The organism is Bacillus proteolyticus (genome assembly GCF_001884065.1).
In the GTDB taxonomy this organism is placed as follows: domain Bacteria; phylum Bacillota; class Bacilli; order Bacillales; family Bacillaceae_G; genus Bacillus_A; species Bacillus_A proteolyticus.
Genome location: NZ_MACH01000008.1, coordinates 73,994 through 94,755 on the forward strand (window position 1 = coordinate 73,994; position 20,762 = coordinate 94,755).

23 protein-coding genes are annotated in these 20,762 nt (G+C 36.9%); 13 read left to right on the top strand and 10 right to left on the bottom strand.

Features of this window, described 5'->3' with window-relative positions; all coding sequences use genetic code 11:
* Positions 1-5: 5 nt before the first annotated feature.
* Entirely contained in the window at positions 6-1,289 is a 1,284-nt protein-coding gene (locus tag BAQ49_RS02130) for a purine/pyrimidine permease (RefSeq protein WP_071744021.1), read from the bottom strand.
* Positions 1,290-1,384: 95 nt separating this feature from the next.
* Here BAQ49_RS02130 and BAQ49_RS02135 point away from each other — a divergent pair, with 95 nt between their 5' ends.
* The 3 genes from BAQ49_RS02135 to BAQ49_RS02145 all read left to right on the top strand — a co-directional run bounded on the left by BAQ49_RS02135 (position 1,385) and on the right by BAQ49_RS02145 (position 3,104).
* Positions 1,385-2,377, top strand: coding sequence for a potassium channel family protein (locus BAQ49_RS02135; RefSeq protein WP_071744022.1), 993 nt, complete (start codon positions 1,385-1,387; stop codon positions 2,375-2,377).
* A gap of 6 nt (positions 2,378-2,383) precedes the next feature.
* On the top strand, positions 2,384-2,671 hold the full coding sequence (locus BAQ49_RS02140) for a YwdI family protein (RefSeq protein ID WP_071744023.1): 288 nt from the start codon (positions 2,384-2,386) through the stop codon (positions 2,669-2,671).
* Between the two features lie 64 nt (positions 2,672-2,735).
* Positions 2,736-3,104 (top strand): DUF423 domain-containing protein, encoded by a 369-nt coding sequence (locus BAQ49_RS02145; protein ID WP_000688311.1) that lies wholly within the window; start codon positions 2,736-2,738, stop codon positions 3,102-3,104.
* Positions 3,105-3,134: 30 nt separating this feature from the next.
* Here the strand turns inward: BAQ49_RS02145 and gerQ are convergent, their stop codons facing one another.
* The 4 genes from gerQ to hemQ form a co-directional block, all read right to left on the bottom strand.
* Positions 3,135-3,563, bottom strand: a complete 429-nt coding sequence (gerQ, locus tag BAQ49_RS02150) for a spore coat protein GerQ (protein WP_071744024.1) — start codon at positions 3,561-3,563, stop codon at positions 3,135-3,137.
* A 27-nt stretch (positions 3,564-3,590) separates the two neighbouring features.
* The gene (gene cwlJ / locus BAQ49_RS02155) at positions 3,591-4,013 is read right to left on the bottom strand and encodes a cell wall hydrolase CwlJ (protein WP_000538162.1); all 423 of its coding nucleotides are present in this window, start codon (positions 4,011-4,013) and stop codon (positions 3,591-3,593) included.
* A gap of 172 nt (positions 4,014-4,185) precedes the next feature.
* The gene (locus BAQ49_RS02160; protein WP_116733418.1) at positions 4,186-5,463 is read right to left on the bottom strand and encodes a serine hydrolase; all 1,278 of its coding nucleotides are present in this window, start codon (positions 5,461-5,463) and stop codon (positions 4,186-4,188) included.
* 194 nt (positions 5,464-5,657) lie between these two features.
* Positions 5,658-6,401: a hydrogen peroxide-dependent heme synthase gene (gene hemQ / locus BAQ49_RS02165; RefSeq protein WP_071744026.1), complete on the bottom strand. Its 744-nt coding sequence runs from the start codon at positions 6,399-6,401 to the stop codon at positions 5,658-5,660.
* A gap of 279 nt (positions 6,402-6,680) precedes the next feature.
* Here hemQ and pta point away from each other — a divergent pair, with 279 nt between their 5' ends.
* A complete protein-coding gene (pta, locus tag BAQ49_RS02170; RefSeq protein WP_071744027.1) occupies positions 6,681-7,652 on the top strand; it encodes a phosphate acetyltransferase in 972 nt (323 codons plus the stop codon).
* Between the two features lie 63 nt (positions 7,653-7,715).
* On the opposite strand, the gene lipL is transcribed toward pta, so the two are convergent.
* Both lipL and BAQ49_RS02180 read right to left on the bottom strand, forming a co-directional pair.
* Complete coding sequence (gene lipL, locus BAQ49_RS02175) at positions 7,716-8,561, bottom strand: octanoyl-[GcvH]:protein N-octanoyltransferase (protein WP_071744028.1); 846 nt, start codon at positions 8,559-8,561, stop codon at positions 7,716-7,718.
* Positions 8,562-8,670: 109 nt separating this feature from the next.
* The gene (locus BAQ49_RS02180; RefSeq protein WP_071744029.1) at positions 8,671-9,363 is read right to left on the bottom strand and encodes an RsfA family transcriptional regulator; all 693 of its coding nucleotides are present in this window, start codon (positions 9,361-9,363) and stop codon (positions 8,671-8,673) included.
* Positions 9,364-9,653: 290 nt separating this feature from the next.
* On the opposite strand from BAQ49_RS02180, the gene BAQ49_RS02185 reads away from it, so the two are divergent.
* From BAQ49_RS02185 to BAQ49_RS02210, 6 genes are all read left to right on the top strand, one after another.
* The gene (locus BAQ49_RS02185; protein WP_000526075.1) at positions 9,654-9,878 is read left to right on the top strand and encodes a YuzB family protein; all 225 of its coding nucleotides are present in this window, start codon (positions 9,654-9,656) and stop codon (positions 9,876-9,878) included.
* Between the two features lie 237 nt (positions 9,879-10,115).
* Positions 10,116-11,171 carry a FecCD family ABC transporter permease gene (locus tag BAQ49_RS02190; protein WP_000388282.1) on the top strand — a complete coding sequence of 352 codons (1,056 nt, stop codon included), beginning with the start codon at positions 10,116-10,118 and terminating at the stop codon, positions 11,169-11,171.
* Positions 11,168-12,184, top strand: coding sequence for a FecCD family ABC transporter permease (locus BAQ49_RS02195; RefSeq protein WP_071744030.1), 1,017 nt, complete (start codon positions 11,168-11,170; stop codon positions 12,182-12,184). Before BAQ49_RS02190 ends, BAQ49_RS02195 begins: the two co-directional genes overlap by 4 nt.
* Before the next feature lie 15 nt (positions 12,185-12,199).
* A complete protein-coding gene (locus BAQ49_RS02200; RefSeq protein WP_000212073.1) occupies positions 12,200-13,012 on the top strand; it encodes an ABC transporter ATP-binding protein in 813 nt (270 codons plus the stop codon).
* Between the two features lie 202 nt (positions 13,013-13,214).
* Positions 13,215-14,162, top strand: coding sequence for an ABC transporter substrate-binding protein (locus BAQ49_RS02205; protein WP_071744031.1), 948 nt, complete (start codon positions 13,215-13,217; stop codon positions 14,160-14,162).
* A gap of 145 nt (positions 14,163-14,307) precedes the next feature.
* Positions 14,308-15,612 (top strand): HD domain-containing protein, encoded by a 1,305-nt coding sequence (locus BAQ49_RS02210; protein WP_071744032.1) that lies wholly within the window; start codon positions 14,308-14,310, stop codon positions 15,610-15,612.
* A 39-nt stretch (positions 15,613-15,651) separates the two neighbouring features.
* On the opposite strand, the gene BAQ49_RS02215 is transcribed toward BAQ49_RS02210, so the two are convergent.
* Positions 15,652-15,837, bottom strand: a complete 186-nt coding sequence (locus BAQ49_RS02215) for a 2-hydroxymuconate tautomerase (RefSeq protein ID WP_001147171.1) — start codon at positions 15,835-15,837, stop codon at positions 15,652-15,654.
* A 112-nt stretch (positions 15,838-15,949) separates the two neighbouring features.
* Between BAQ49_RS02215 and BAQ49_RS02220 the strand changes: the two genes are divergently transcribed.
* Positions 15,950-16,624: a site-2 protease family protein gene (locus BAQ49_RS02220; RefSeq protein WP_071744033.1), complete on the top strand. Its 675-nt coding sequence runs from the start codon at positions 15,950-15,952 to the stop codon at positions 16,622-16,624.
* A 25-nt stretch (positions 16,625-16,649) separates the two neighbouring features.
* Positions 16,650-17,159: a YwhD family protein gene (locus BAQ49_RS02225; RefSeq protein WP_000136685.1), complete on the top strand. Its 510-nt coding sequence runs from the start codon at positions 16,650-16,652 to the stop codon at positions 17,157-17,159.
* Between the two features lie 165 nt (positions 17,160-17,324).
* Here the strand turns inward: BAQ49_RS02225 and BAQ49_RS02230 are convergent, their stop codons facing one another.
* On the bottom strand, positions 17,325-19,376 hold the full coding sequence (locus tag BAQ49_RS02230; protein WP_071744034.1) for a transglycosylase domain-containing protein: 2,052 nt from the start codon (positions 19,374-19,376) through the stop codon (positions 17,325-17,327).
* A 100-nt stretch (positions 19,377-19,476) separates the two neighbouring features.
* Entirely contained in the window at positions 19,477-20,202 is a 726-nt protein-coding gene (locus BAQ49_RS02235; protein ID WP_071744035.1) for a glycerophosphodiester phosphodiesterase, read from the bottom strand.
* A gap of 152 nt (positions 20,203-20,354) precedes the next feature.
* Here BAQ49_RS02235 and BAQ49_RS02240 point away from each other — a divergent pair, with 152 nt between their 5' ends.
* Positions 20,355-20,762: a MerR family transcriptional regulator gene (locus BAQ49_RS02240; RefSeq protein WP_071744036.1), complete on the top strand. Its 408-nt coding sequence runs from the start codon at positions 20,355-20,357 to the stop codon at positions 20,760-20,762.

Below are 20,762 nucleotides of genomic sequence, written 5' to 3' on the forward strand. Positions count from 1 at the left end.
CCAATTTACGATAGTTGCTTTTCGTTCGAACGCGAAAATAGTATTTCCAGCAAAATAGCCATAACAGACCCAAGAACGAGACCGTTACTTAAAAATGATGCTAAAAATGGTGGTAGCGTAGAAAATGCTCCTGCCGGAATGAACATAACTCCCACTCCTGTAAATATTGAAAGACCTGCTACTTTAAATAATTGTTCTTTATTTTGTACAGTGTTATATTCGCGAAAAGCGAGACCAATCATGCTTGCAAATACAGGATAAATCGCAGCATACCCAACTGCAACGGGGATTGCTGCAAAGAATGAAGTAATCTTTGGGAATATACTAACAAGAATGATAAAGCTTGACCCTAACATAAATGGAAGGCGTTTATAAATATTTGTCGTTGCGATAAATCCTGCTGATCCAGAAATGGCAACAGGACCAATGGCTGAAAATAGGCCGCCTAGTAATTGATTTATTCCTGTTATAATGCCAGCTTGTTTGAAACGATTTGGAGCGGCATCTTCTTCATACTTAGAAACAACCTTTTGTACAACGCGAATACTTGCTAACATATTTGTTAGAAGTAGTAGTGTGACGAAAATTACTGTAATTGCCATGTTCCATTCAATGCGAGGCATGCCGAAAACAAATAGAGATGGAAGACGAATTATATCTGTCACAGGTGTTACTGGATTAGATAATCCGAAGCATGCGAATAATATCCAGCCGAAGACGATACTGAAAAGAACGGAATATTGTCCAATAATAGGTAGCTTCATAATGAAAAAAGATAGTAAAATAACAATGAGTGAAAGAATAAATACGTTAGCCTGTACTTCTGTATGTTGTCCATCAAGACCAAACATGCCTTTTAAGAAGGAGCCACTAAGTTGTGCGACAAGAAGGAATAAATATGTTCCAATTACTGTCGGTGTAAAGTAACGAACTAGTTTATCGATAAGTCCAAACACACTAAGAATAATACAAATAATTCCACTTAATAGGAAAGCGTACTGAAGAACTTTAAGCGTTTCATTGCTTGATCCAAATAATACGACACCTAAACTTGCATAAAGGGAGAAAATTCCCCACCAAAGGCCTGCAGGACCTTCTTGAATAGGAAGTTTATGACCAAATATAGCTTGCAGTAGGCCGGCAAAGCCAAGAACAAATAATGTTCTTTGTACAAATGCGATAGCTTCAGCACCATCGAGACCATAACTAGTTGCGACACTAATTGGTACAATAAGGCTTCCAGCTAAAATAAATAGTGCCCATTGTAAGGCGGAAAGAAATATCTTCATTATATCAACCTCTTTCATAGATTACGTATCTAGTATATACGTATTTCATTTCCACTGGCAAAGAATGTAGATAGAGAAAAGAGTTGAAACACGATATGAATGCACGCAAGCAATTATGGATAGCAGTTATATGTATGACCTCTGTTGTACTTCTAGGAACATTAGGATTTATGACAATTGAAGAGATTAGTTTATTTCAAGCATTTTGGATGACAATGATTACTGTATTAACTGTTGGATACGGAGATGCCGTTCCTGTAACGCAGGCGGGGAAATTATTTGCACTTCTTATTATCCCTGTTGGCGTCGGTATTGTTACGTATGCAATAGGGGTAGTAGCAGCTATGATTATTGAAGGGAATTTATTTCATGCAGTGCGGAGGAAGAAGATGGATAAACAAATAGCACAGTTACAAAATCATATTATAGTATGTGGGTGTGGTAGAGTAGGACTTCAAGTTGTACATGAATTACAGGAGAAGAAAATTCCATTTGTCGTTGTGGATAAAGATGAAAGTATATTCGAGCAGGAAAAGCTTTTATATGTAAATGGAGATGCAACGGAAGATCACGTATTACATAACGCGGGAATTTCAAAGGCGGCTGGTCTAGTTGCTATCGTAGCAAATGATGCTGAAAATGTATTTATTACATTAACAGCAAGAGGATTGAACGATGCAATTAAAATTGTAGCAAGAGCTGAAAAGCCAGAAACAGAAGAGAAGTTACGGCGTGCTGGCGCGAATAAGGTTATTAATCCGTCTAGTATGGCAGGAATTCATATTGCAAAAGGTATTGCGAATCCATTAACAGTTAATTATATTGATACAGTTTTATATGGAGTAGAACAGTCATTTGTCATTGAAGAAATTTTAGTTGGCAAAGATTCTATATTAGTTGGTAAATCATTATTAGAGAGCGATGTAAGAAATCAGTTTGATGTAACAATTTTAGCTATTTTAAGGAATGGAAATATTATTCATAATCCAACGGGGCAGGAAAAACTGCAAGAACGTGATATGATAATAGTATTTGGTTCAGTACAGAAACTGGGGCAATTTGAGAAAGAATTACAAAGTACGAGGTGATAAGGAATGCAAATATCTAGCGACAAGGTTTTAAATAAAATGGCGAATGAAATTGCAAAGGCAAAAAGTAGTGAAGGGCAAAAGTCTAAAGAACATTTATTAGTTGTGCGAGCATTATGTGATCTATTATTAGATGAACAAGTTGAATCGCATACGTATAGAGAGCCACAAGTTCAATCACAAATAATCGGATCTCAGCCTATGACAACAGTTCAACCAGTTATGCCGATTTCTGGAGAGCCAGTATATATAAAAGAAGATGATGCAAACGGTAACTCTTTATTGGATTTTTAAAAGCAAAATCGTTTGGCTTATATGAAAAAATTGCTTATGATAAAAGTAAAAAAGGGGAATTAAGATGAAAATTTTCTTTTTACTAGGTTGTATTGCAGCGGGGCTATCTGTTGCGTTAGGAGCCTTTGGAGCACACGGTTTAGAAAATAAAATTTCTGCAAAAATGTTAGAAGTTTGGAAAACAGGCGTTACATATCAAATGTTTCATGCGGGTGGACTATTTGTAGTAGCTTTATTGATGGATAAGATTCAATCATCACTTTTAACTACTGCTGGTTGGCTAATGGTAGCTGGGATTATTATGTTCTCAGGCAGTTTGTATGCATTAAGTACGACAGGTATTAAGTTCTTTGGCCCAATTACACCTCTTGGTGGTGTGGCATTTATTGTGGCTTGGATTCTAGTAGGAACTGCAGTTGTAAAAGGATTATAAAAAACAAAAGCTGGCAGGAGCCAGCTTTTTTTATGGTCTTGGAGGATAAGTTGCTTGTTGACTAGGTAAATACGTAATTTCTCCTGGGAATTCTACATAATCTAAGTAAATCATTAGTAGCAAGTAGCGTTTTCCGGATTTCGGTTCACTAATAACGATATGATCACGGCCAGCTGCCTCGATGATCCCTGTATAAGATTGTGTACCAAGCGAACTACCACGTTCATAAGTCATTACAACTGTAGCTGGCTTACCCTTGTTTAAACGAAGGATGTTTTCGATATACGATTGCTCTAGTGGTAACATCCCTTGAGAAACTGCAAGCTGAGCCTGAGCAACTTGTTGTTGCATCGCTTGTTGCTGTTGCTGTTGCCCAGGAGTCATTTGTTGCGGTTGCACATAAGTTCCAGATGGTTGATAAAAACCTGTTCCGTAGTATGGGTTTTGTTGCTGTGCCATTCAAAAATCCCTCCTCATTTTCATTCCTTAATATACGCCAGGACAATCCTCACCAGATGGTTGGAAGAAACAGTGTTTTTTAAAGCGGCCAGAATTTTGTTGGTCATACCAAGTTGGTGGGCAAGGGCCTTCAGGTCTAAAAAACCATAAGGAAAAGTTGGCAGGCCAAAAACGTTGCCCTTGAATGGTTCGTCTTGCTAAGGCGATATCTTGTTCCCTTGCTCGTTGATAAAAATACCCTTTTTGCGTTGCCTCAAAACCACCAGGATTTTGATAAACCATTTGACGTAAATTACGTATTTTTTTAAAATCTAAACAATTTCCGCGGACCCGATTTACCCCAACGTTTCCGACCATCAACATTCCTTGTTGCCCTTCTCCTTCGGCTTCAGCACGCATCAGTCTAGCTAATAACTTTACATCTTCCTCGTTATAAGCAATAACACCCATTATGTGTCACCTCTCTTTTTGGAATACCTTTTGGAAAGAGGTTATTTCTAGATGAAGTGTGGAACAATTACTAGTTCATACGTATGAGAAAAAGGACTCAGATATGACAACCAAACGAAGTTTTACATTTAGAGGGGGAAAGAAAAAAAGCTAGCGTGGGCTAGCTTTTTCATTAGAACATTTTAGACCATAAATTTGAGAAGAAATCACCAACGGAACGCATTGTTAATACGAACCAATTTGCTTTTTCTACTTCTTCTGTCGTTTTTGCAGCAACTTTCATACTTTTATTTCCATCTAAAAATCCGTATTTATCAGTTGGTTCTAAAACGATGGAACCGACCTTTGCATCTTTCTTAATAGGAGCAACTAAATGTCCATCTTCAGCGAGTGATTTATCCGCTTCAGTAGAAATTTTGTAAGGTGCTTTGCTACCTTTTGCAGTAACTACTGTCACTTCTTTTTCTGGTACAACTGTTACGTAGTCTTCTTTTCCTTTTACTACAGAAATTTTGTTATTTTTATCTATTTTTAATTTCTGTTTTTCGAAGTTATTAAACCCGTATTCAATTAATGCGCGAGATTCTGTGAAACGTTCGTCCATTGATTTCGTTTTAATAATAACTGAAATAAGGCGTAAATCACCGCGTTTTGCTGTAATAGTGAATCCATATCCAGCGGTATCAGAACTTCCTGTTTTTAAACCATCCGCTCCTTCATAAGAGAAAGCAGCACCTGGTAACATCCAGTTCCAATTTTCCATACGAATTGGTTTCGGATGATTATCTGGGAAGTTTCTAAATCTTTGTTTTGTATCCTCTAGCATTTCTGGATACTTTGTAATAATTGTTTTTGAAAGAATACCCATATCGCGAGCTGACATAGAGTTTTCTCCATTCGGATCAGTTCCTTCAGGATGTTTCCCTTTTAAATCAGCGTTATTCAACCCAGTAGCGTTTACAAATTTATATTTCTTTAACCCTAGTTTTTTTGCATGTTCATTTGCAAGATTTAAGAAGTTTTTCTCACTGCCTGCAAGTAATTCTGCTAAAGCAATACTAGATCCATTCGCAGAGAAGATAACGATAGAATGATATAATTCTCTCACAGTATATTGGCGTCCCTTTTCGAACGGTACGTTAGAGAATTCATTATTACGTGAAACTTCATAAGCGTAATCAGAAATGTTTACTTTCGTATCCCAAGTGATTTTTCCTTCTTTAATTGCTTCTAATACGGCATAAACAACAATTAATTTTGACATACTAGCGATAGCTAGTAATTCATCTGGATTTTGTTCATGCAGTATTTTTCCTGTATCTGCATCAAATAGAAGTGCAGCAGCTGCCTCTATATGTATTTTTTCTTCTGCATGGGATGTTGTTACTCCTGAGGAAGAAATTGACAATAGAAACACTAGTAAAATAGACAAGATTTTCTTCATATACATTATCACCTTCGCATCGTTATTAGCATATAGCTCGTACCATTTTAGCATAAATTTGGATGTAAAAAGGTTACAATCTTACAAGAAATTTGAAAAGAATTTGTCGATTTTTGTTCAAATTTGCAGAGAAAAGAAGTTTTTGGTGGGTAAATATAGAGGATAATAAAAAAGGAACGAAATTCGTTCCTTTTTCATTATTATATGTGTAAAAATTTCTCTACTTTTTCGTCTGGTAAAATGTTCCCAACGAAGAATGTACCGAATTCACCGTAACGAGCACTTACTTCATCGAAGCGCATTTCATATATAAGCTTCTTAAATTGAAGAACATCGTCAGCGAATAATGTTACGCCCCACTCAAAATCGTCGAATCCGACTGATCCTGAAATTACTTGGCGTACTTTCCCTGCGTATTGGCGACCGATTTTACTGTGACTGTACATCATTTTTTTACGTTCTTCCATAGGAAGCATGTACCAGTTGTCATCACCTTGGCGACGCTTGTCCATTGGATAGAAGCAAATATGATTTGCTTTTGGTAACTCAGGATATAAGCGAGCTAAGATTTGTGGATTTTGGTATGGATCTTCATCAGCTGGAAGGTAGTTGCTTAGTTCAACAACAGATACGTAAGAGTATGCGGGAACTAAATATTCAGCTAATGTTGTTTTATTTAATTCTGTCTCAATTTCATTTAATTCTTCCATTGTTGGACGTAAGATCATAAGCATAATATCTGCTTTTTGGCCAACAACTGTATACATTGCGTGACTGCCTTTTTTCGCAGCAGCTACTTCGTTCCATTTTTCAATGACATTTAAAAATTCAGACACAGCTTGTCCGCGTTCGTCACTAGATAATGTTTTCCATGCTGCCCAATCAATAGAACGTAAATCATGTAAACAATACCAGCCATCTAACGTTGTTGTTGCTTCACTCATTCTATTCACCTCAGTTAATGATATTTTACACGTTAACTATAGCATATATAGGGTTAAAAACATCTACATAAAGTTTCGGCGCATAAAATTGTCACATTTATATTTACTCAAAAACGGGAGAAAATAAGGATTAAGTAGGCTTTATTTTTCGGCTGAATTTTATGAAAATATAATCATTTTTATTTTATCTATTTTTTGGGAGCTATAAGTTTAAAATATAGAGGAAAAGCAGTATTCTTAAAGATAGAGTTTTTTTAACATATGTAGGAGGGTTTATTCGTGAGCAACTTATTTACAACAGTAAAAGAAAAAGTTCAAGGAAAAGGCATTTCTATCGTACTTCCTGAAGGAACTGATGAAAGAATTTTAGGCGCTGCAGAGCGTTTAGCAAAAGAAGAGTTAGTAAAACCAATCTTAGTTGGTAATAAAGAAGAAATTAGCGCGAAAGCTGCTAGCATGAACTTAACATTAGCGGGCGTTGATATTTACGACCCAGCTACATACGAAGAAATGGATGCAATGGTAGCAACTTTCGTTGAACGCCGTAAAGGTAAAGCAACAGAAGAAGATGCTCGCAAAATCCTTAAAGACGAAAACTACTTCGGTACAATGCTTGTATACATGGGCAAAGCACAAGGTTTAGTAAGTGGTGCAGCTCACTCTACAGCTGATACAGTTCGTCCAGCACTTCAAATTATTAAAACAAAACCAGGCGTTACAAAAACTTCAGGCGTATTCATCATGGTACGTGAAGAAGAGAAGTATGTATTCGCTGATTGCGCAATTAACATTGCACCAAACAGCCAAGATTTAGCTGAAATTGGTATCGAAAGTGCGAAAACTGCTGAACTATTCGGCATTGACCCACGCGTTGCTATGTTAAGCTTCTCTACAAAAGGTTCTGCGAAATCTCCAGAAACAGAAAAAGTTGTGGAAGCAACTCGCATTGCGAAAGAAATGGCTCCTGAATTAACTTTAGATGGAGAATTCCAATTCGATGCTGCATTCGTACCATCTGTAGCTGAGAAGAAAGCTCCAGGTTCTACAATTAAAGGTGATGCTAACGTATTCGTATTCCCAAGCCTAGAAGCTGGTAATATCGGCTACAAAATCGCTCAACGCTTAGGTAACTTCGAAGCAGTAGGACCAATCTTACAAGGTTTAAACATGCCTGTAAATGACCTATCTCGTGGATGTAACGAAGAAGAAGTGTACAAGTTAGCTTTAATTACAGCAGCTCAAGCACTTTAATTCTATAATGAATTAATATGAAAAAAGACCACCCTATTTCTTTTGAAATGCGGGTGGTCTTTTTTATTTTTCTAAACCAAGTGCTTTATTATTACGATCAATAATACGTTGCAAATTCGTCTCATATAAAGGAATCTCATCTATTGTTAATTGAGATGGTGTTAACTTTGGAGCGAATTGCTGTAATGTTTTTAAAAGACGCATCATTAAATTTTGTACTGTAATTGTTTCACCAAGTAATTCTGAGAGTGAGGCCATCGTACTCGGTACAATTTCAGGGTACGTGAAGCGTGTTTCTTCGCCTTGAATTGCTACATTGTAAAAGTCGCGAACAAGCGCAGCGCGTTCCGACCCGCTTCCTGTAGCACATAAGTAAATTTGTACAGCAACCCCACCGCGAATACGGCGCTGAGAAATACCTGCGAATTTTTGGTCGCGAATACTTAAATCATAGCTACCAGGACAATAAGAACCAACAATTTCTTTTGCCTCGATTGTAACGTCGTAATCGTTTAACATTTCCTTAATTAAATGCCACATTGTATCGTATCCAAGATCAATATCGATACCTTTTTCTGTTTCTTGGAATAAAAGTGATACGTTTAACACACCTTCATCAAGTACGACCGCAAGTCCACCGGAATTACGAACGATAACATTGAAGTTGTTTTCTTTTAAAAAGGAAATACCTTCTTCTAAGTGTGGTAGGCGTGAATCTTGAATGCCGAGAACGATTGTATTGTGATGAACCCAAGAACGCATTGTTGCAGCGGATGCGCCATTCCCAATACTTGTGCATAATGTGTCATCCATTGCGAATGATTGCAAGGCATGGAATGTCGGTCCTAAACTAGACTGATCTACAATACGCCACTCTGGCTGAGATAAAATTGAACGGGAATTGCTCATATAACTAACCCCTTATCTTTAAAATGACAATCTCTATTATAGCAAAAAATGAGGGGTTTTCTCGGATATAAAGTGAAAGAATAAAAAGGATGCATTGCCTGCATCCTTTTTATTCTGCAATTTTTTCTAAATTACCATTTCGATCCATTCGGAAAGATGTTTGTGAGCGTTCCTCATCATCCATTACTGCCAATTTGCGAGCGCGGTTCATGATATTCATAAGTGTTTCGTAATCTTCTTGTACAGTATGAGATTGTTGCTCTAATTTTTCTAGTTTCTTCTCTAGTTCTTCATTTCGGAGTATTTGCGCTTTAATTTCTTGTTTCAATCTCGTATTCTCGTTTTCAAGAGCTGTTACTTTTATATTTGAAGATCCAACTGTTTGTAAAAAGTAAATAACATCTTGCATTGTTATTGAACTTTTTGAAGTAGGAACAGTCGGTTCTTGATATGGACTAGCTTCTTTATATTGGACAGCTGTTTCGTTTGGCATTAGTTCCTCGTAATCAGTTATTGATCCTGAGGCTGTTGGTGTATAAAGTAAACGTTTTTTCGCTTGTTCACCGCTCGCAGCACGCATTTTATCTTTACGGTGTTTTTTTGCTAGTTGAAGAGCCTGCTCATAACTATAACGAACGACAGCGTTCCAGCGGAAACCACAAGCAGCGGATGTGCGGTTTAACTGATCTCCTACTTCTTCAAATGCATTTAATTGAGTACTTCCTTCTCGAACATGGCGAAGCACCGTTTCAGCAAGTAATAAATCGTCCTCGTCTGTCCAAGCATCTTGTCTTACTTTCATAGATTCAACTCCCTTTCTTTTTATGAACTTCCTATTTTTATAATGGGCAAAAAAAAAAGCTTTTATACAAAGCTTTTAAAAATATGGTAGATTTCGATGAAGAGAAGAAATTTTTGCTATGAATGGTGGAAGCTTTTGAAGGAGAAAATATAAATAATATGTAGCCTTATATAGGAATAGAGCCATGCCCGGAGACTTGCAACAAGCTTCAAAGAGCGGTAAAATACCATTTAGTGTTTATTTTAAAATGTACTTGTGAAAAGTTTAAAATAGAGGAAGTGTTATATATAATGGGAAACGAATTTCGTGTGTGTGATGATTGTCAGGCAACGAACGTTAAAACGTTGATTCCGAAGTTAAAAAAAGTAGATTCATGTGCAACGATTGAGGTCGCATGTCAGTCTTACTGTGGCCCTGGTCGTAAAAAATCATTCGCGTTTGTAAATAATCGTCCAGTTGCGGCTCCAACAGAAGACGAATTAATCGTAAAAATTGAAGCAAAGTTAAATAAGTAAGAAAAAGAAGAGTGAACAGATTACTCTTCTTTTTTTATGTCCATAAGATAGCGTTTTGTATGAATTCGTATTTCAAAATAATGGTTGACAGTCTTTTGACGTGGTAGGTAGAATAGAAAGTGTCTGATTCTGAGAATCATTATCAGGAAAAAGGTCAATTCACCTAATTTTTTTATTATTATTTGAGAATAAATTTCATTTTATTAAATATATGTTGTTGGTTAGGATGGTTGAGGGATGGAAGCGAGCGCAAGGAGTATAGAACAGCAAGATGTGAATGTTAAAGAGATTAAGAGCAGACCGCTCGTTGCTTCTATTATTTTAATAGCAGGCACAATTTTGTTAGCTTTAAGTATGGCAGTTTCTATTTCGTTTGGTGCAGCAGATATTAGTTTAAAGACCGTTTGGCAAGCTGTATTTCAGTTTGATGGTTCCATAACGCACCATAACGTAATTCAAGAATTACGCATGCCTAGAGCAATAGGGGGCGTAGTTGCAGGTGCCTTTTTAGCGGTATCAGGTGCAATTATGCAAGGTATGACGCGAAATCCACTTGCATCACCATCGTTAATGGGAATTACAGATGGAGCTGTATTTGGGATTGCAATTATGTATGCATTTTTCCCTAATTCACCTTATTTAATGTTTGTTATCGCATCTTTTATTGGAGCTGCGTTTGGAGCGAGCATTGTATATGGTATTGGGTCTTCTTCACCAGGTGGATTAACGCCTGTGAAATTAGCTTTAGCAGGTGCAGCAATTAGTGCTTTATTAGGGGCAATTTCATCTGGAATTGCATTGTATTTCAACCTTGCCCAAGAGGTAAGTATGTGGAATGCAGGCGGCGTTGCCGGAGTGAAATGGCAAAGTATTAATATGTTAGTACCAATTGGTCTTGTTTGTCTCATTATAGCAATTATGATGTCGAGATATATCACAATTTTAAGCTTTGGTGAAGAAATTGCGATTGGACTTGGTCAAAATACGACATTAATTAAATTTATAGGAACAGTACTTGTTCTTGTATTAACAGGTTCTGCGGTTTCTATGGCAGGATCAGTTGGATTTGTTGGACTTGTAATTCCGCATATGACTCGTTTCCTTGTCGGCTCAGATTATAGATGGGTTATTCCATGTTCTGCGGTCTTAGGTGGATTGCTAATTGAATGTGCAGATATGTTATCTCGCGTTATTAATCCACCATTTGAAACGCCAATTGGAGCAATTACAGCGCTAATTGGGGTGCCATTCTTCCTCTACTTAGCACGTAATGAAGGGAGAGGAAAGATGTGAGGACGAGCGTCTTAACAAAAAAGAACATTTCTATTTTAACGATTTTAGTAGGATTAATTGTTGCTGTATTTTTAATAAGTTTAAATACAGGAACATTTAAAATTCCTCCAATAGATGTATTAAAGTCATTGGTTGGATTAGGTGCAGAAGATCAATCTGTTATTTTATTTGAATTTCGTATGCCACGTATGGTTATTGCCATATTAGTTGGTTCTGCATTAGCTATGTCAGGTGCAATTTTGCAAGGGTTATCACGAAACCCACTTGCTGATCCAGGTATTATCGGTATTAACGCTGGAGCGGGATTAACAGTTGTTGTATTCGTCTACTTTTTCTTCGGGAAAGTTGGAACAGGTACACTTTTATCTGTATTTATCCTTCCATTCTTTGCGCTAGTTGGAGCGATATTGGCAGCGGTTATTATTTATTTACTAGCATGGAAAGACGGCGTTTCATCAACTCGATTAATTCTTGTTGGTATCGCTGTTGCAGCCGGCTTTGGTGCGGTTAGTTTAATTTTTTCTATGAAGATGACATCGAACGACTTCCGTTTTGCAACGATTTGGTTGGCAGGAAGTTTATGGGGAACAGATTGGAAGTTCGTACTAAGTGTGCTCCCATGGATGGTTATTTTCTTACCACTAGCTATTAGTAAAGCGCACATATTAAATGTAATGAATTTAGGCGACTCTACAGCAGTTGGGCTTGGTGTAAACGTAGAAAAGGAAAGACGGAAATTATTATTTATTGCAGTTTGTTTAGCAGGTGCATCTGTTGCTGTTGCGGGCGGAATCGGTTTTATCGGTTTAATGGCTCCGCATTTAGCGAGGCGCCTCGTTGGCGGTAAGCATCAAATTATGTTACCAACGGCTGCATTAATAGGAACGTTCTTACTTTTATTTGCAGATGTAATTTCAAGAAGTGTGTTACCAACTTCAGAGATACCGGTCGGTCTTGTTATTTCTGTAATTGGCGCACCATATTTCATATATTTACTTATGAGGACAAAATAAAGGGAGGCTTTTTGTATGGCAACTTTAGCAGTTGATGCGGTATCTGTTGGCTATAATGAAGGGTTAATTATAGATGGATTAACAGTTGAAATTCCGGAAGGACAAATTACAACGATTATTGGACCAAACGGTTGTGGGAAATCCACATTATTAAAAACGGCTTCTCGTATTTTGAAAGCAAAACGAGGTACTGTTTATCTTGATGGAAAAGCAATTGAGAAACAGCCAACGAAAGAAATCGCAAAGAAAATGGCGATTTTACCACAAACTGCAGAAGTGCCAACAGGCCTTACTGTGTTTGAACTTGTTTCATATGGACGTTTTCCTCATCAAAAAGGATTTGGAACATTGAAAGAAGAAGATTATCGCTACATTCATTGGGCACTTGAAGTGACTGGAATGACTGAGTTTGCAAATCGTCCAGCAGAAGCTTTATCAGGTGGGCAGCGTCAACGTGTATGGATTGCGATGGCTCTTGCACAAGGAACAGATTTACTTGTGTTAGATGAACCAACAACATACTTAGATATGGCTCATCAACTTGAGGTATTAAACTTACTGAAGAAGTTAAACAAAGAAGAAGGCAGAACGATTGTTATGGTTATTCACGATTTAAATCATGCTTCTCGTTTCTCTGATCATATGATTGCATTAAAAGCTGGGAAGTTAATGAAACAAGGAACGCCAGATGAAGTCATGACAAGTGAAACGCTTCGAAATGTATTTGAAATCGAAGCTCAAATCGTTCCATGTCCAGTAAACTGTAAACCAATTTGTTTAACATACGATTTAGCGATGATTAATAATCAATTGCGTAAAAAAGCGTAATTAATAGGATTTCTCCCTCTTAAAGAGGTGAGAGGGGGAGTTCTAATGGACGTTGAGCTTCTTACCCATGGATGGGAAGTTGAACGCCCGTTAGAACGGGCTATAAACAACAGTTAATAAATATATATTAATTAACTGTTGTTTTCGTTTCTTATAGTTACATGCAAATTATAAGAGAAATACAGCTAGAAGGAGTGGGAATATGAAGAATTTTAAAATGTCACTATTAGCAATGGTACTAGTTGTTACTTCTGTACTATTTGCAGCTTGTTCTAACAAAGAAGAAGAAAAGAAAGCAGATGCGAAGGATGCGAAAACTGAAGAGCGCACTGTACAACATGCAAAAGGGGAAATTAAAATTCCTGCAAATCCAAAGAAAATTGCTGACCTTAGTGGTTCAACAGAAGAATTATTAATTTTCGGTATGAAACCGATTATTACTGCAAATACAACACAAGAAAAAATTGATGGACATATTGCAAAGAAATTAGAAGGCGTGAAACCAGTAGGTTCTGCTTGGGGCGATAAAATTAACATCGAAGCAGTAGCTGCTGCAAAACCAGACTTAATTCTTGTAAACAATCGTCAAGAAAAGATTTATGATCAATTATCTAAAATTGCACCAACAGTTATGTTAAAAACTCCATTAGACCAATGGCGTCCAAAATTCGAAGAAGTAGGTCAAATCTTCGGTAAAGAGAAAGAAACAAAAGAATGGTTCAAACAGTATGATGAAAAAGCAAGCAAATTACATGACAAAATCATCGCTAAAACTGGTGATGCAACATTCATGAAAATGGCTGCATATCCAAATGCTTTCCGCGTATACGGTGACTACGGTTACGGTAGCGTAATCTTTAATGACTTAAAGTTACCAGCAGTTAAAGGTACACCAACTGATAAACCATTAGTACAAGTACAAAAAGAAGCTTTAATCGATTACAATCCAGATTACTTATTCGTATTTACAACTGGTGACGGTTCTCAGCGTCTAAAAGAATTCCAAGAAGAATCAATTTGGAAAAATATGAACGCTGTTAAAAACAATCACGTATTCACAATTAGCAATGAAGACCTAAACAAAGGATACTTCCCACTAGGTAAAGAAATGATCTTAGACGAAGTTGCTGAGTTTGTTTTAGGAAAATAATATATAAAGAAAAATCACTTTTACGTCGGTAAAAGTGATTTTTCTTTATATAACAGGAATTAATATAGTCTTTCATTTCTTTCTGTTTCTTATTTCGTTTATAATATAAAGTAAGAATGTAGTAAAGGAAGGGGGATGTCGGAAGGTGGTATATTTAAACGACAAACTCAGCGAAACAAAAGTGTTTAAAGACCCAGTACATAAATATGTGCACGTGCGTGATCGCGTTATTTGGGATTTAATCGGAACGAAAGAATTTCAACGCTTGCGCCGTATTAAGCAGCTTGGAACGACATTTTTTACATTTCACGGTGCAGAGCATAGTCGCTTTACTCATTCGTTAGGTGTATATGAAATTATTCGTCGTATGATTGATGATGTGTTTGATGGCAGACCGAACTGGAATGCTGAAGATAGATTATTATGTTTATGTGCGGCATTACTTCATGATGTCGGTCACGGCCCATTTTCTCACTCGTTTGAAAAAGTATTTTCGTTAGATCATGAGAAATTTACGCAAAAGATTATCGTTGGCGATACGGAAATTAATCGTGTGTTAAGCCGTGTTGATAAGGATTTCCCGCAAAAGGTAGCAGATGTCATTGCGAAAACATCTACTAATAAATTAGCAATTAGTATGATTTCAAGCCAAATTGATGCTGATCGTATGGATTATTTATTAAGAGATGCATATTTTACTGGTGTAAAGTATGGGAACTTTGATATGGAACGTATACTGCGTGTCATGCGCCCATACGGTAATCAAGTTGTCATTAAAAATAGTGGTATGCATGCTGTAGAGCATTATATTATGAGCCGTTATCAAATGTATTGGCAAGTATATTTCCATCCGGTAACACGTAGTGCAGAAGTTATTTTAACGAAGATTTTACACCGAGCTAAATCACTGCATGAGAAGTATTATGCGTTTAAAAATCATCCTGTTCATTTCTATTCTTTATTTGAAGAAGAGGTAACAGTAGAGGATTATTTAAAGTTAGACGAGAACGTAATGTATTATTACTTCCAAGTATGGCAAGACGAAGAAGATCCGATTTTAAGTGACTTATGCCGCCGCTTTATGAACAGAAATCTATTTAAATATGTAGAGTTTACTGATAAGCACGGTTTAGATAATTGGATGGAATTAAGTAGCTTATTTAAAAAGATTGGACTCGATCCAGAGTATTATTTAGTTGTTGATTCAACATCAGACTTACCGTATGACTTTTATCGTGCAGGAGAAGAAGAAGAACGTCTACCAATCTTACTTCTTATGCCGAATGGGGAACTTAGAGAGCTTTCGCGTGAATCGGATATTGTTGAGGCGATTACAGGTAAGAAGCGAACGGATCAAAAACTATTCTATCCGCATGATTTGATCTATGAAGATGGAAGAAGGGGAAAATATAAAGAGAGAATTATCGAGTTGTTAGAGGGAAAGAAATAAGAAGCAGCTAAGAGCTGCTTCTTATGAAAAAACTTGAAATTATTTGTCGCTTAAGCGTTTTCCGCCAACTGCATAATGGTTTTTAGACATTTCTTCGATGAAAACAACGATGTTTTCTTCAGGAGCACCAGTTGTTTCGCTTACTGCTGCTGTTACTTTCTCAGCAAGAGCTTTCTTCTGTTCTTCTGTGCGTCCTTCTAGCATTTTCACTGTTACGTATGGCATGTACAATCGCTCCTTTTATGTAAGTTACACTCTTATTATAGCGGATTATGAGGAAGAACAATCGAAAAAACAAATAATTTCTTTTTTTGACATATTGAAGAGGAGATGAGTTATGGATCAGTTATTTAGATACCCATTGCAACAAATTCCGTTGGTAGCAATGGCGATTATTATTGCGCTATCTGTGCATGAATTTGCACATGCGTATGTTGCATATAAATTTGGAGACGATACAGCGAAAAAACAAGGACGTTTAACGTTATCACCGATGGCTCATTTAGATCCTATCGGGATGATTGCTGTACTAATTCTTGGATTCGGTTGGGCAAGACCAGTACCTGTTAACCCGTATAACTTTAAAAGACCGCGTCTTGCGGGAATATTAGTTTCTATTGCGGGACCGATAAGTAATCTTATCTTAAGTGCAATTGGTTTAATTATTTGGTATAGCCTAATAACGTTTGGTGTGTTAGATGCGATTCCACCCGCAGTAGGAGAGACGTTAAATCAATTTTTCCAAATTTTTATTATGCTTAATATTGTTTTACTTGTATTTAACTTATTACCAATCCCGCCACTTGATGGATATCGCGTTGTGGAAGATTTAGCACCAGCAAATGTGCGAGCGAAAATGACACAGTATGAAAAGTATGGATCAATTGCGTTATTAATTCTTGTTATTACACCGCTTAGCAATTACACAATTCAGCCTATTTTCAATGTTGTTATCCCATATGTATTAGTGTTTTTACAAAATATCATTGCGCCTATTTTTGGGCTTTTATAATCTTTAAGTGAGGAGGAATTTACATATGACAGAGAAAAAGAAAAAAATCGGTTTTAATATTGTAAAAAATGATTCAACAGATGGACATGGTGGGTTTGGCGTTGGGGCATTAAGCCTAGAAAATATTTCACCTGTATTTGTCGATGTACTAGAGAAAACTGCATTCGTTGATATCGGGGCGATGCATGCGCGTAGTACAGTAGAAAAAGGTATTAAATTTTTAACAAATAAAGATGAAGTTCCAAACGGAAAACCATTTTGGCTTGTTTGGGTAACGATTGAAAGAACACCAAACGGTGCATATTACGCAGGTGTAACTGCTTGTGAAATGACAGTTGATCGTGAAATTCGCCGCGGATATAAATCACTTCCAGAGCATGTAAACAAAATGGATAAATCACTAAAGCGTCACATCATGATCGATCATATGGATGAATCATCTAAAAAAGTACTTGGTACATTCTTAAAAGAGCATAATGAAGCAATTTGGAACGAATCTAGTGAAGAATTGCGCCACGCATTATTAGGTGAATAAAAGAAAAGGATGTCCCGTAAGTCGAGTTTTTTGACTAGGTGACATCCTTTTTATTTAGTGAATAGGACCATGGCATATGAAAATATATCTAACGTAACTCACATATATCAACGATTCGATAAGGAATATCGATTTACCGATAAAGAATGACAATAGCCTTCTTTCTTACCACGGGAGATATTTCTTCCACCAACCCGTCTTTTTCTTCTCTTCACTAACCTTTTCAAACTCTTCTTTATCATCAACGTGATCCATACAATACTCAGTTGGCTCTGTACCTTTTGTGAAATACATTTTCACAGAAATGGGACAATTTTTTGTAGCAATCTTACCGTTTTCAGGGTTAACGTCGACAGCAACAACATCTGCTGGTTGTTTGAACTCTTTTTTAGGCTGTCCATCCAATCCTTTTTCCATTGTATCGGTCCATATTTTTTTCGCGTATCCTTGTTCTGCTACATTTGAAATGGATTTAGGTTGATCGTATCCAATCCAAACCCCTGTTACAAGTTGCGGAGTAAATCCAATCATCCAACTATCAGTTTCTGTTGAACCGGACTTTCCAGCATACGTTCTTGATAGTTTGGATAACATCGATTGTCCGGTCACAGCGGCATAACTACTTAGTTTTTTATTAAACATACCTGTCATCATTTCTTCCATCACAAATGCTTTGCTCTTATCGAGAACTTGATTGCTCTCCAAATGAGCGTCGTATAACATGTTCCCTTCATGATCCATAATGCGCCTTATAAAGATAGGTTTTACTTCTTTTCCGCCGTTTGCAAACATGCTATAAGCGTTCACCATTTCAATCGGTTTTACAGGGGACGTACCGAGAGCTAGAGAAGGCACATCTTTTAATGCACTCTTAATTCCGAATTGCTTCGCTGTTTTTGCGAGCGTGTCATCTCCTAAAAACAAATTTGTTTTCACAGCATATATGTTATCAGAGACTGCGAGAGCTTGCGCCATTGTTACGAAATCATCTGCATAATAATCTTTATAGTTTTTCGGTTTATATTTTGAAACGCCGTCACCTAAAGTGAATACAGTGTATTCGCTTTTTAAGCGCGTAGTAGGGGTGAATCCTCGTTCCAAGGCCGCGTAATATAGAAATGGTTTAAATGTAGAGCCAGGCTGACGAACGGCTTGTGTAGCCCTGTTAAATTGACTCGTATTATAATCAGTTCCTCCAACAAGAGCAGCCACTTCACCTGTTTTTGGATTCATAGAGACGAGGGCAGTTTGGATGTTTGTTGTTTCAGGTATATGATCTTTGACAGCTTGTTCTGCTACAGATTGTAACTTAGGATCTAGCGTTGTATAAATACGCAAGCCACCTCGTTGTAAGGCTTGCTCATCTAATCCGATATCCCGAAGAAGAGAAGCTTGTACAGCATCTTGGAAATAAGGCGCGACCTCTGCCACTTTTTTCGTATCTAATGAGGCGAAAGTTAGCGGTTCTTTTTTTGCTGAAGCTGCTTGCAGCTTCGTAATATAACCTTGCTCTACCATTTCATCTAATATGAGAGATTGACGTCCTTTAGCACGTTCTTCTTTTAAAAAGGGAGAGTAGACACTAGGTCCTTTCGGGATTCCTGCAAGCATACTAGCTTCTGCTAATGTTAATTCTTTTGCTGTTTTATCGAAATATAGACGAGACGCAGCCTCGATGCCATAAGCGCCATGTCCGTAATAAATTGTATTTAAATATCCTTCTAAAATATGATTTTTATTATAATTCACTTCAAGACGGACAGTGTACATTGCCTCTAGTAGTTTTCGTTTCCACGTTTTATCATGATCTAAATATAGATTACGTGCGTATTGTTGTGTAATCGTACTAGCTCCTTGCACCTTTGCCATTGCTTTTAAATCAGCAACAATTGCACCTGCAATACGTTTCATATCGAAGCCATGATGCTTATAAAATCTTTGGTCTTCAATAGAAAGTGTCGCTTCTTTTACATAGGGAGAAATTTCATCAAGAGAGACATTGTAACGCTTTTGTATTTCGTTACTTTGTCCAATCACTGTATCATCGTTCGCGTAAAAGACACTCGTTTGCGGAACTGCAACAGGGGGAGGCCCCATAATTTTTGCAGCTATAATGATAATGAAAAAGGAAAAAACGAAAAAAAGAACACAAGAAAACATTACGGTGAAGAAAAGACGTTTATATTTTTTAAGTTTTGGATTCATAGTTTGATCCATCTTTTTCAGCCCCTCATTAATACAAGCATTATTGTATTAGTATTGAGGGTTTTGGTTTATTTTAAACAATGAAATTTTGAAAACAAAAAAGCCCCTTCAATTAAGAAAGGAGCTCAAAGGCACGTGCTGGCCAATCGGTAATAATGACATCTACGCCATAATCAATCATAGTTTGCAAATCTTTGTATTCGTTCATTGTATAAGGACGGAAAACATATCCTTGTTCTTGTGCTAACTGTACAAATTCTTTGGTTAATAGCTGGAAATTTGGATGTAATCCAGTTGCTTCTCTACGTTTTGCCTCGGCAATAGGATCAGCAAGTGGCGTATCATATAAAATTGCCCTTGGGATTTCAGGGGCTATCTCTGCTAATAATGAAACAGAGTCATGGTTAAATGATGAGAATACAATTTGATTAGATAGATGGTATTCTCGAACAAGAGCGACAACTTTCTCTTCAATATTAGGATAGTGAATCACATCTGTTTTTAACTCAATGTTAAGTTGTAAATTTGTTGTAGATAGCCAAATGAATACTTCGCGTAACGTTGGAATTTTTGCTTCATGGAAAGAAGGATCTTTATGGCTACCAGCATCTAGAGTTTGTAATTCCTCTACAGTTTTTTCAGAAACAAGTCCTATGCCATTTGTTGTACGATCGACGGTTTCGTCGTGAATTACAACAAGTTCACCATCTTTTGATAAATGGACATCAAGTTCAATTCCATGAGCACCAATGCGTTCGGCTTCTTGAAAGGCAATCATCGTATTCTCTGGATGTGTCCCTTTTACCCCGCGGTGAGCGAAAATAAGTGGTTTATTCATGTGAAAATCTCCTTATCATCTCTTTTTCTTCATTATGAAACTGCCTTGGGAAAAATACAATTGAATAGGACAAACATTTACAAAAGTCTAACAGTTGCATAAAAGTTAACGTTAACGTAAAATGTAATAATCAAGTGAAGGGAGGAATAAACATGTATAAAATCGATGAAGTAACAAAGCAAGTTGGTTTAACAAAGCGTACACTTCGTTATTATGAGGAAATTGGTTTAATTCATCCCCCAGAACGAAGTGAGGGGAACATTCGCCTGTATACAGATGAGGACATTGCAAGAATTAAAAAGATTGTGGAAGCGAAAGAAGTGCTAGGAATTACACTTCAAGAAATGCAACATTTCTTATCGTTAAAAGAACGAATGGAACAAAGAAGAAATAGCGAGAATCCTCGTGACCGTGAAGTTATTCAAGAAATTAAAGAGATGCTTGAAAAACAAGTGCAAACGTTAGACGAGAAAATGGAGCAAATGCAGCGCGTGAAGGCAGAGCTAGAGGATAGTTTAAGTCGAGCGGTTACATTTTTAGAGAATACAAAAGGAGAGTAA

Coding starts and splice junctions, on each gene's coding strand:
- BAQ49_RS02130 (WP_071744021.1), bottom strand. CDS start 1,289: ATGAAGATATTTCTTTCCGCCTTACAATGGGCACTATTTATTTTAGCT.
- BAQ49_RS02135 (WP_071744022.1), top strand. CDS start 1,385: ATGAATGCACGCAAGCAATTATGGATAGCAGTTATATGTATGACCTCT.
- BAQ49_RS02140 (WP_071744023.1), top strand. CDS start 2,384: ATGCAAATATCTAGCGACAAGGTTTTAAATAAAATGGCGAATGAAATT.
- BAQ49_RS02145 (WP_000688311.1), top strand. CDS start 2,736: ATGAAAATTTTCTTTTTACTAGGTTGTATTGCAGCGGGGCTATCTGTT.
- gerQ (WP_071744024.1), bottom strand. CDS start 3,563: ATGGCACAGCAACAAAACCCATACTACGGAACAGGTTTTTATCAACCA.
- cwlJ (WP_000538162.1), bottom strand. CDS start 4,013: ATGGGTGTTATTGCTTATAACGAGGAAGATGTAAAGTTATTAGCTAGA.
- BAQ49_RS02160 (WP_116733418.1), bottom strand. CDS start 5,463: ATGTATATGAAGAAAATCTTGTCTATTTTACTAGTGTTTCTATTGTCA.
- hemQ (WP_071744026.1), bottom strand. CDS start 6,401: ATGAGTGAAGCAACAACAACGTTAGATGGCTGGTATTGTTTACATGAT.
- lipL (WP_071744028.1), bottom strand. CDS start 8,561: ATGAGCAATTCCCGTTCAATTTTATCTCAGCCAGAGTGGCGTATTGTA.
- BAQ49_RS02180 (WP_071744029.1), bottom strand. CDS start 9,363: ATGAAAGTAAGACAAGATGCTTGGACAGACGAGGACGATTTATTACTT.
- BAQ49_RS02185 (WP_000526075.1), top strand. CDS start 9,654: ATGGGAAACGAATTTCGTGTGTGTGATGATTGTCAGGCAACGAACGTT.
- BAQ49_RS02190 (WP_000388282.1), top strand. CDS start 10,116: ATGGAAGCGAGCGCAAGGAGTATAGAACAGCAAGATGTGAATGTTAAA.
- BAQ49_RS02200 (WP_000212073.1), top strand. CDS start 12,200: ATGGCAACTTTAGCAGTTGATGCGGTATCTGTTGGCTATAATGAAGGG.
- BAQ49_RS02205 (WP_071744031.1), top strand. CDS start 13,215: ATGAAGAATTTTAAAATGTCACTATTAGCAATGGTACTAGTTGTTACT.
- BAQ49_RS02215 (WP_001147171.1), bottom strand. CDS start 15,837: ATGCCATACGTAACAGTGAAAATGCTAGAAGGACGCACAGAAGAACAG.
- BAQ49_RS02220 (WP_071744033.1), top strand. CDS start 15,950: ATGGATCAGTTATTTAGATACCCATTGCAACAAATTCCGTTGGTAGCA.
- BAQ49_RS02225 (WP_000136685.1), top strand. CDS start 16,650: ATGACAGAGAAAAAGAAAAAAATCGGTTTTAATATTGTAAAAAATGAT.
- BAQ49_RS02230 (WP_071744034.1), bottom strand. CDS start 19,376: ATGGATCAAACTATGAATCCAAAACTTAAAAAATATAAACGTCTTTTC.
- BAQ49_RS02235 (WP_071744035.1), bottom strand. CDS start 20,202: ATGAATAAACCACTTATTTTCGCTCACCGCGGGGTAAAAGGGACACAT.
- BAQ49_RS02240 (WP_071744036.1), top strand. CDS start 20,355: ATGTATAAAATCGATGAAGTAACAAAGCAAGTTGGTTTAACAAAGCGT.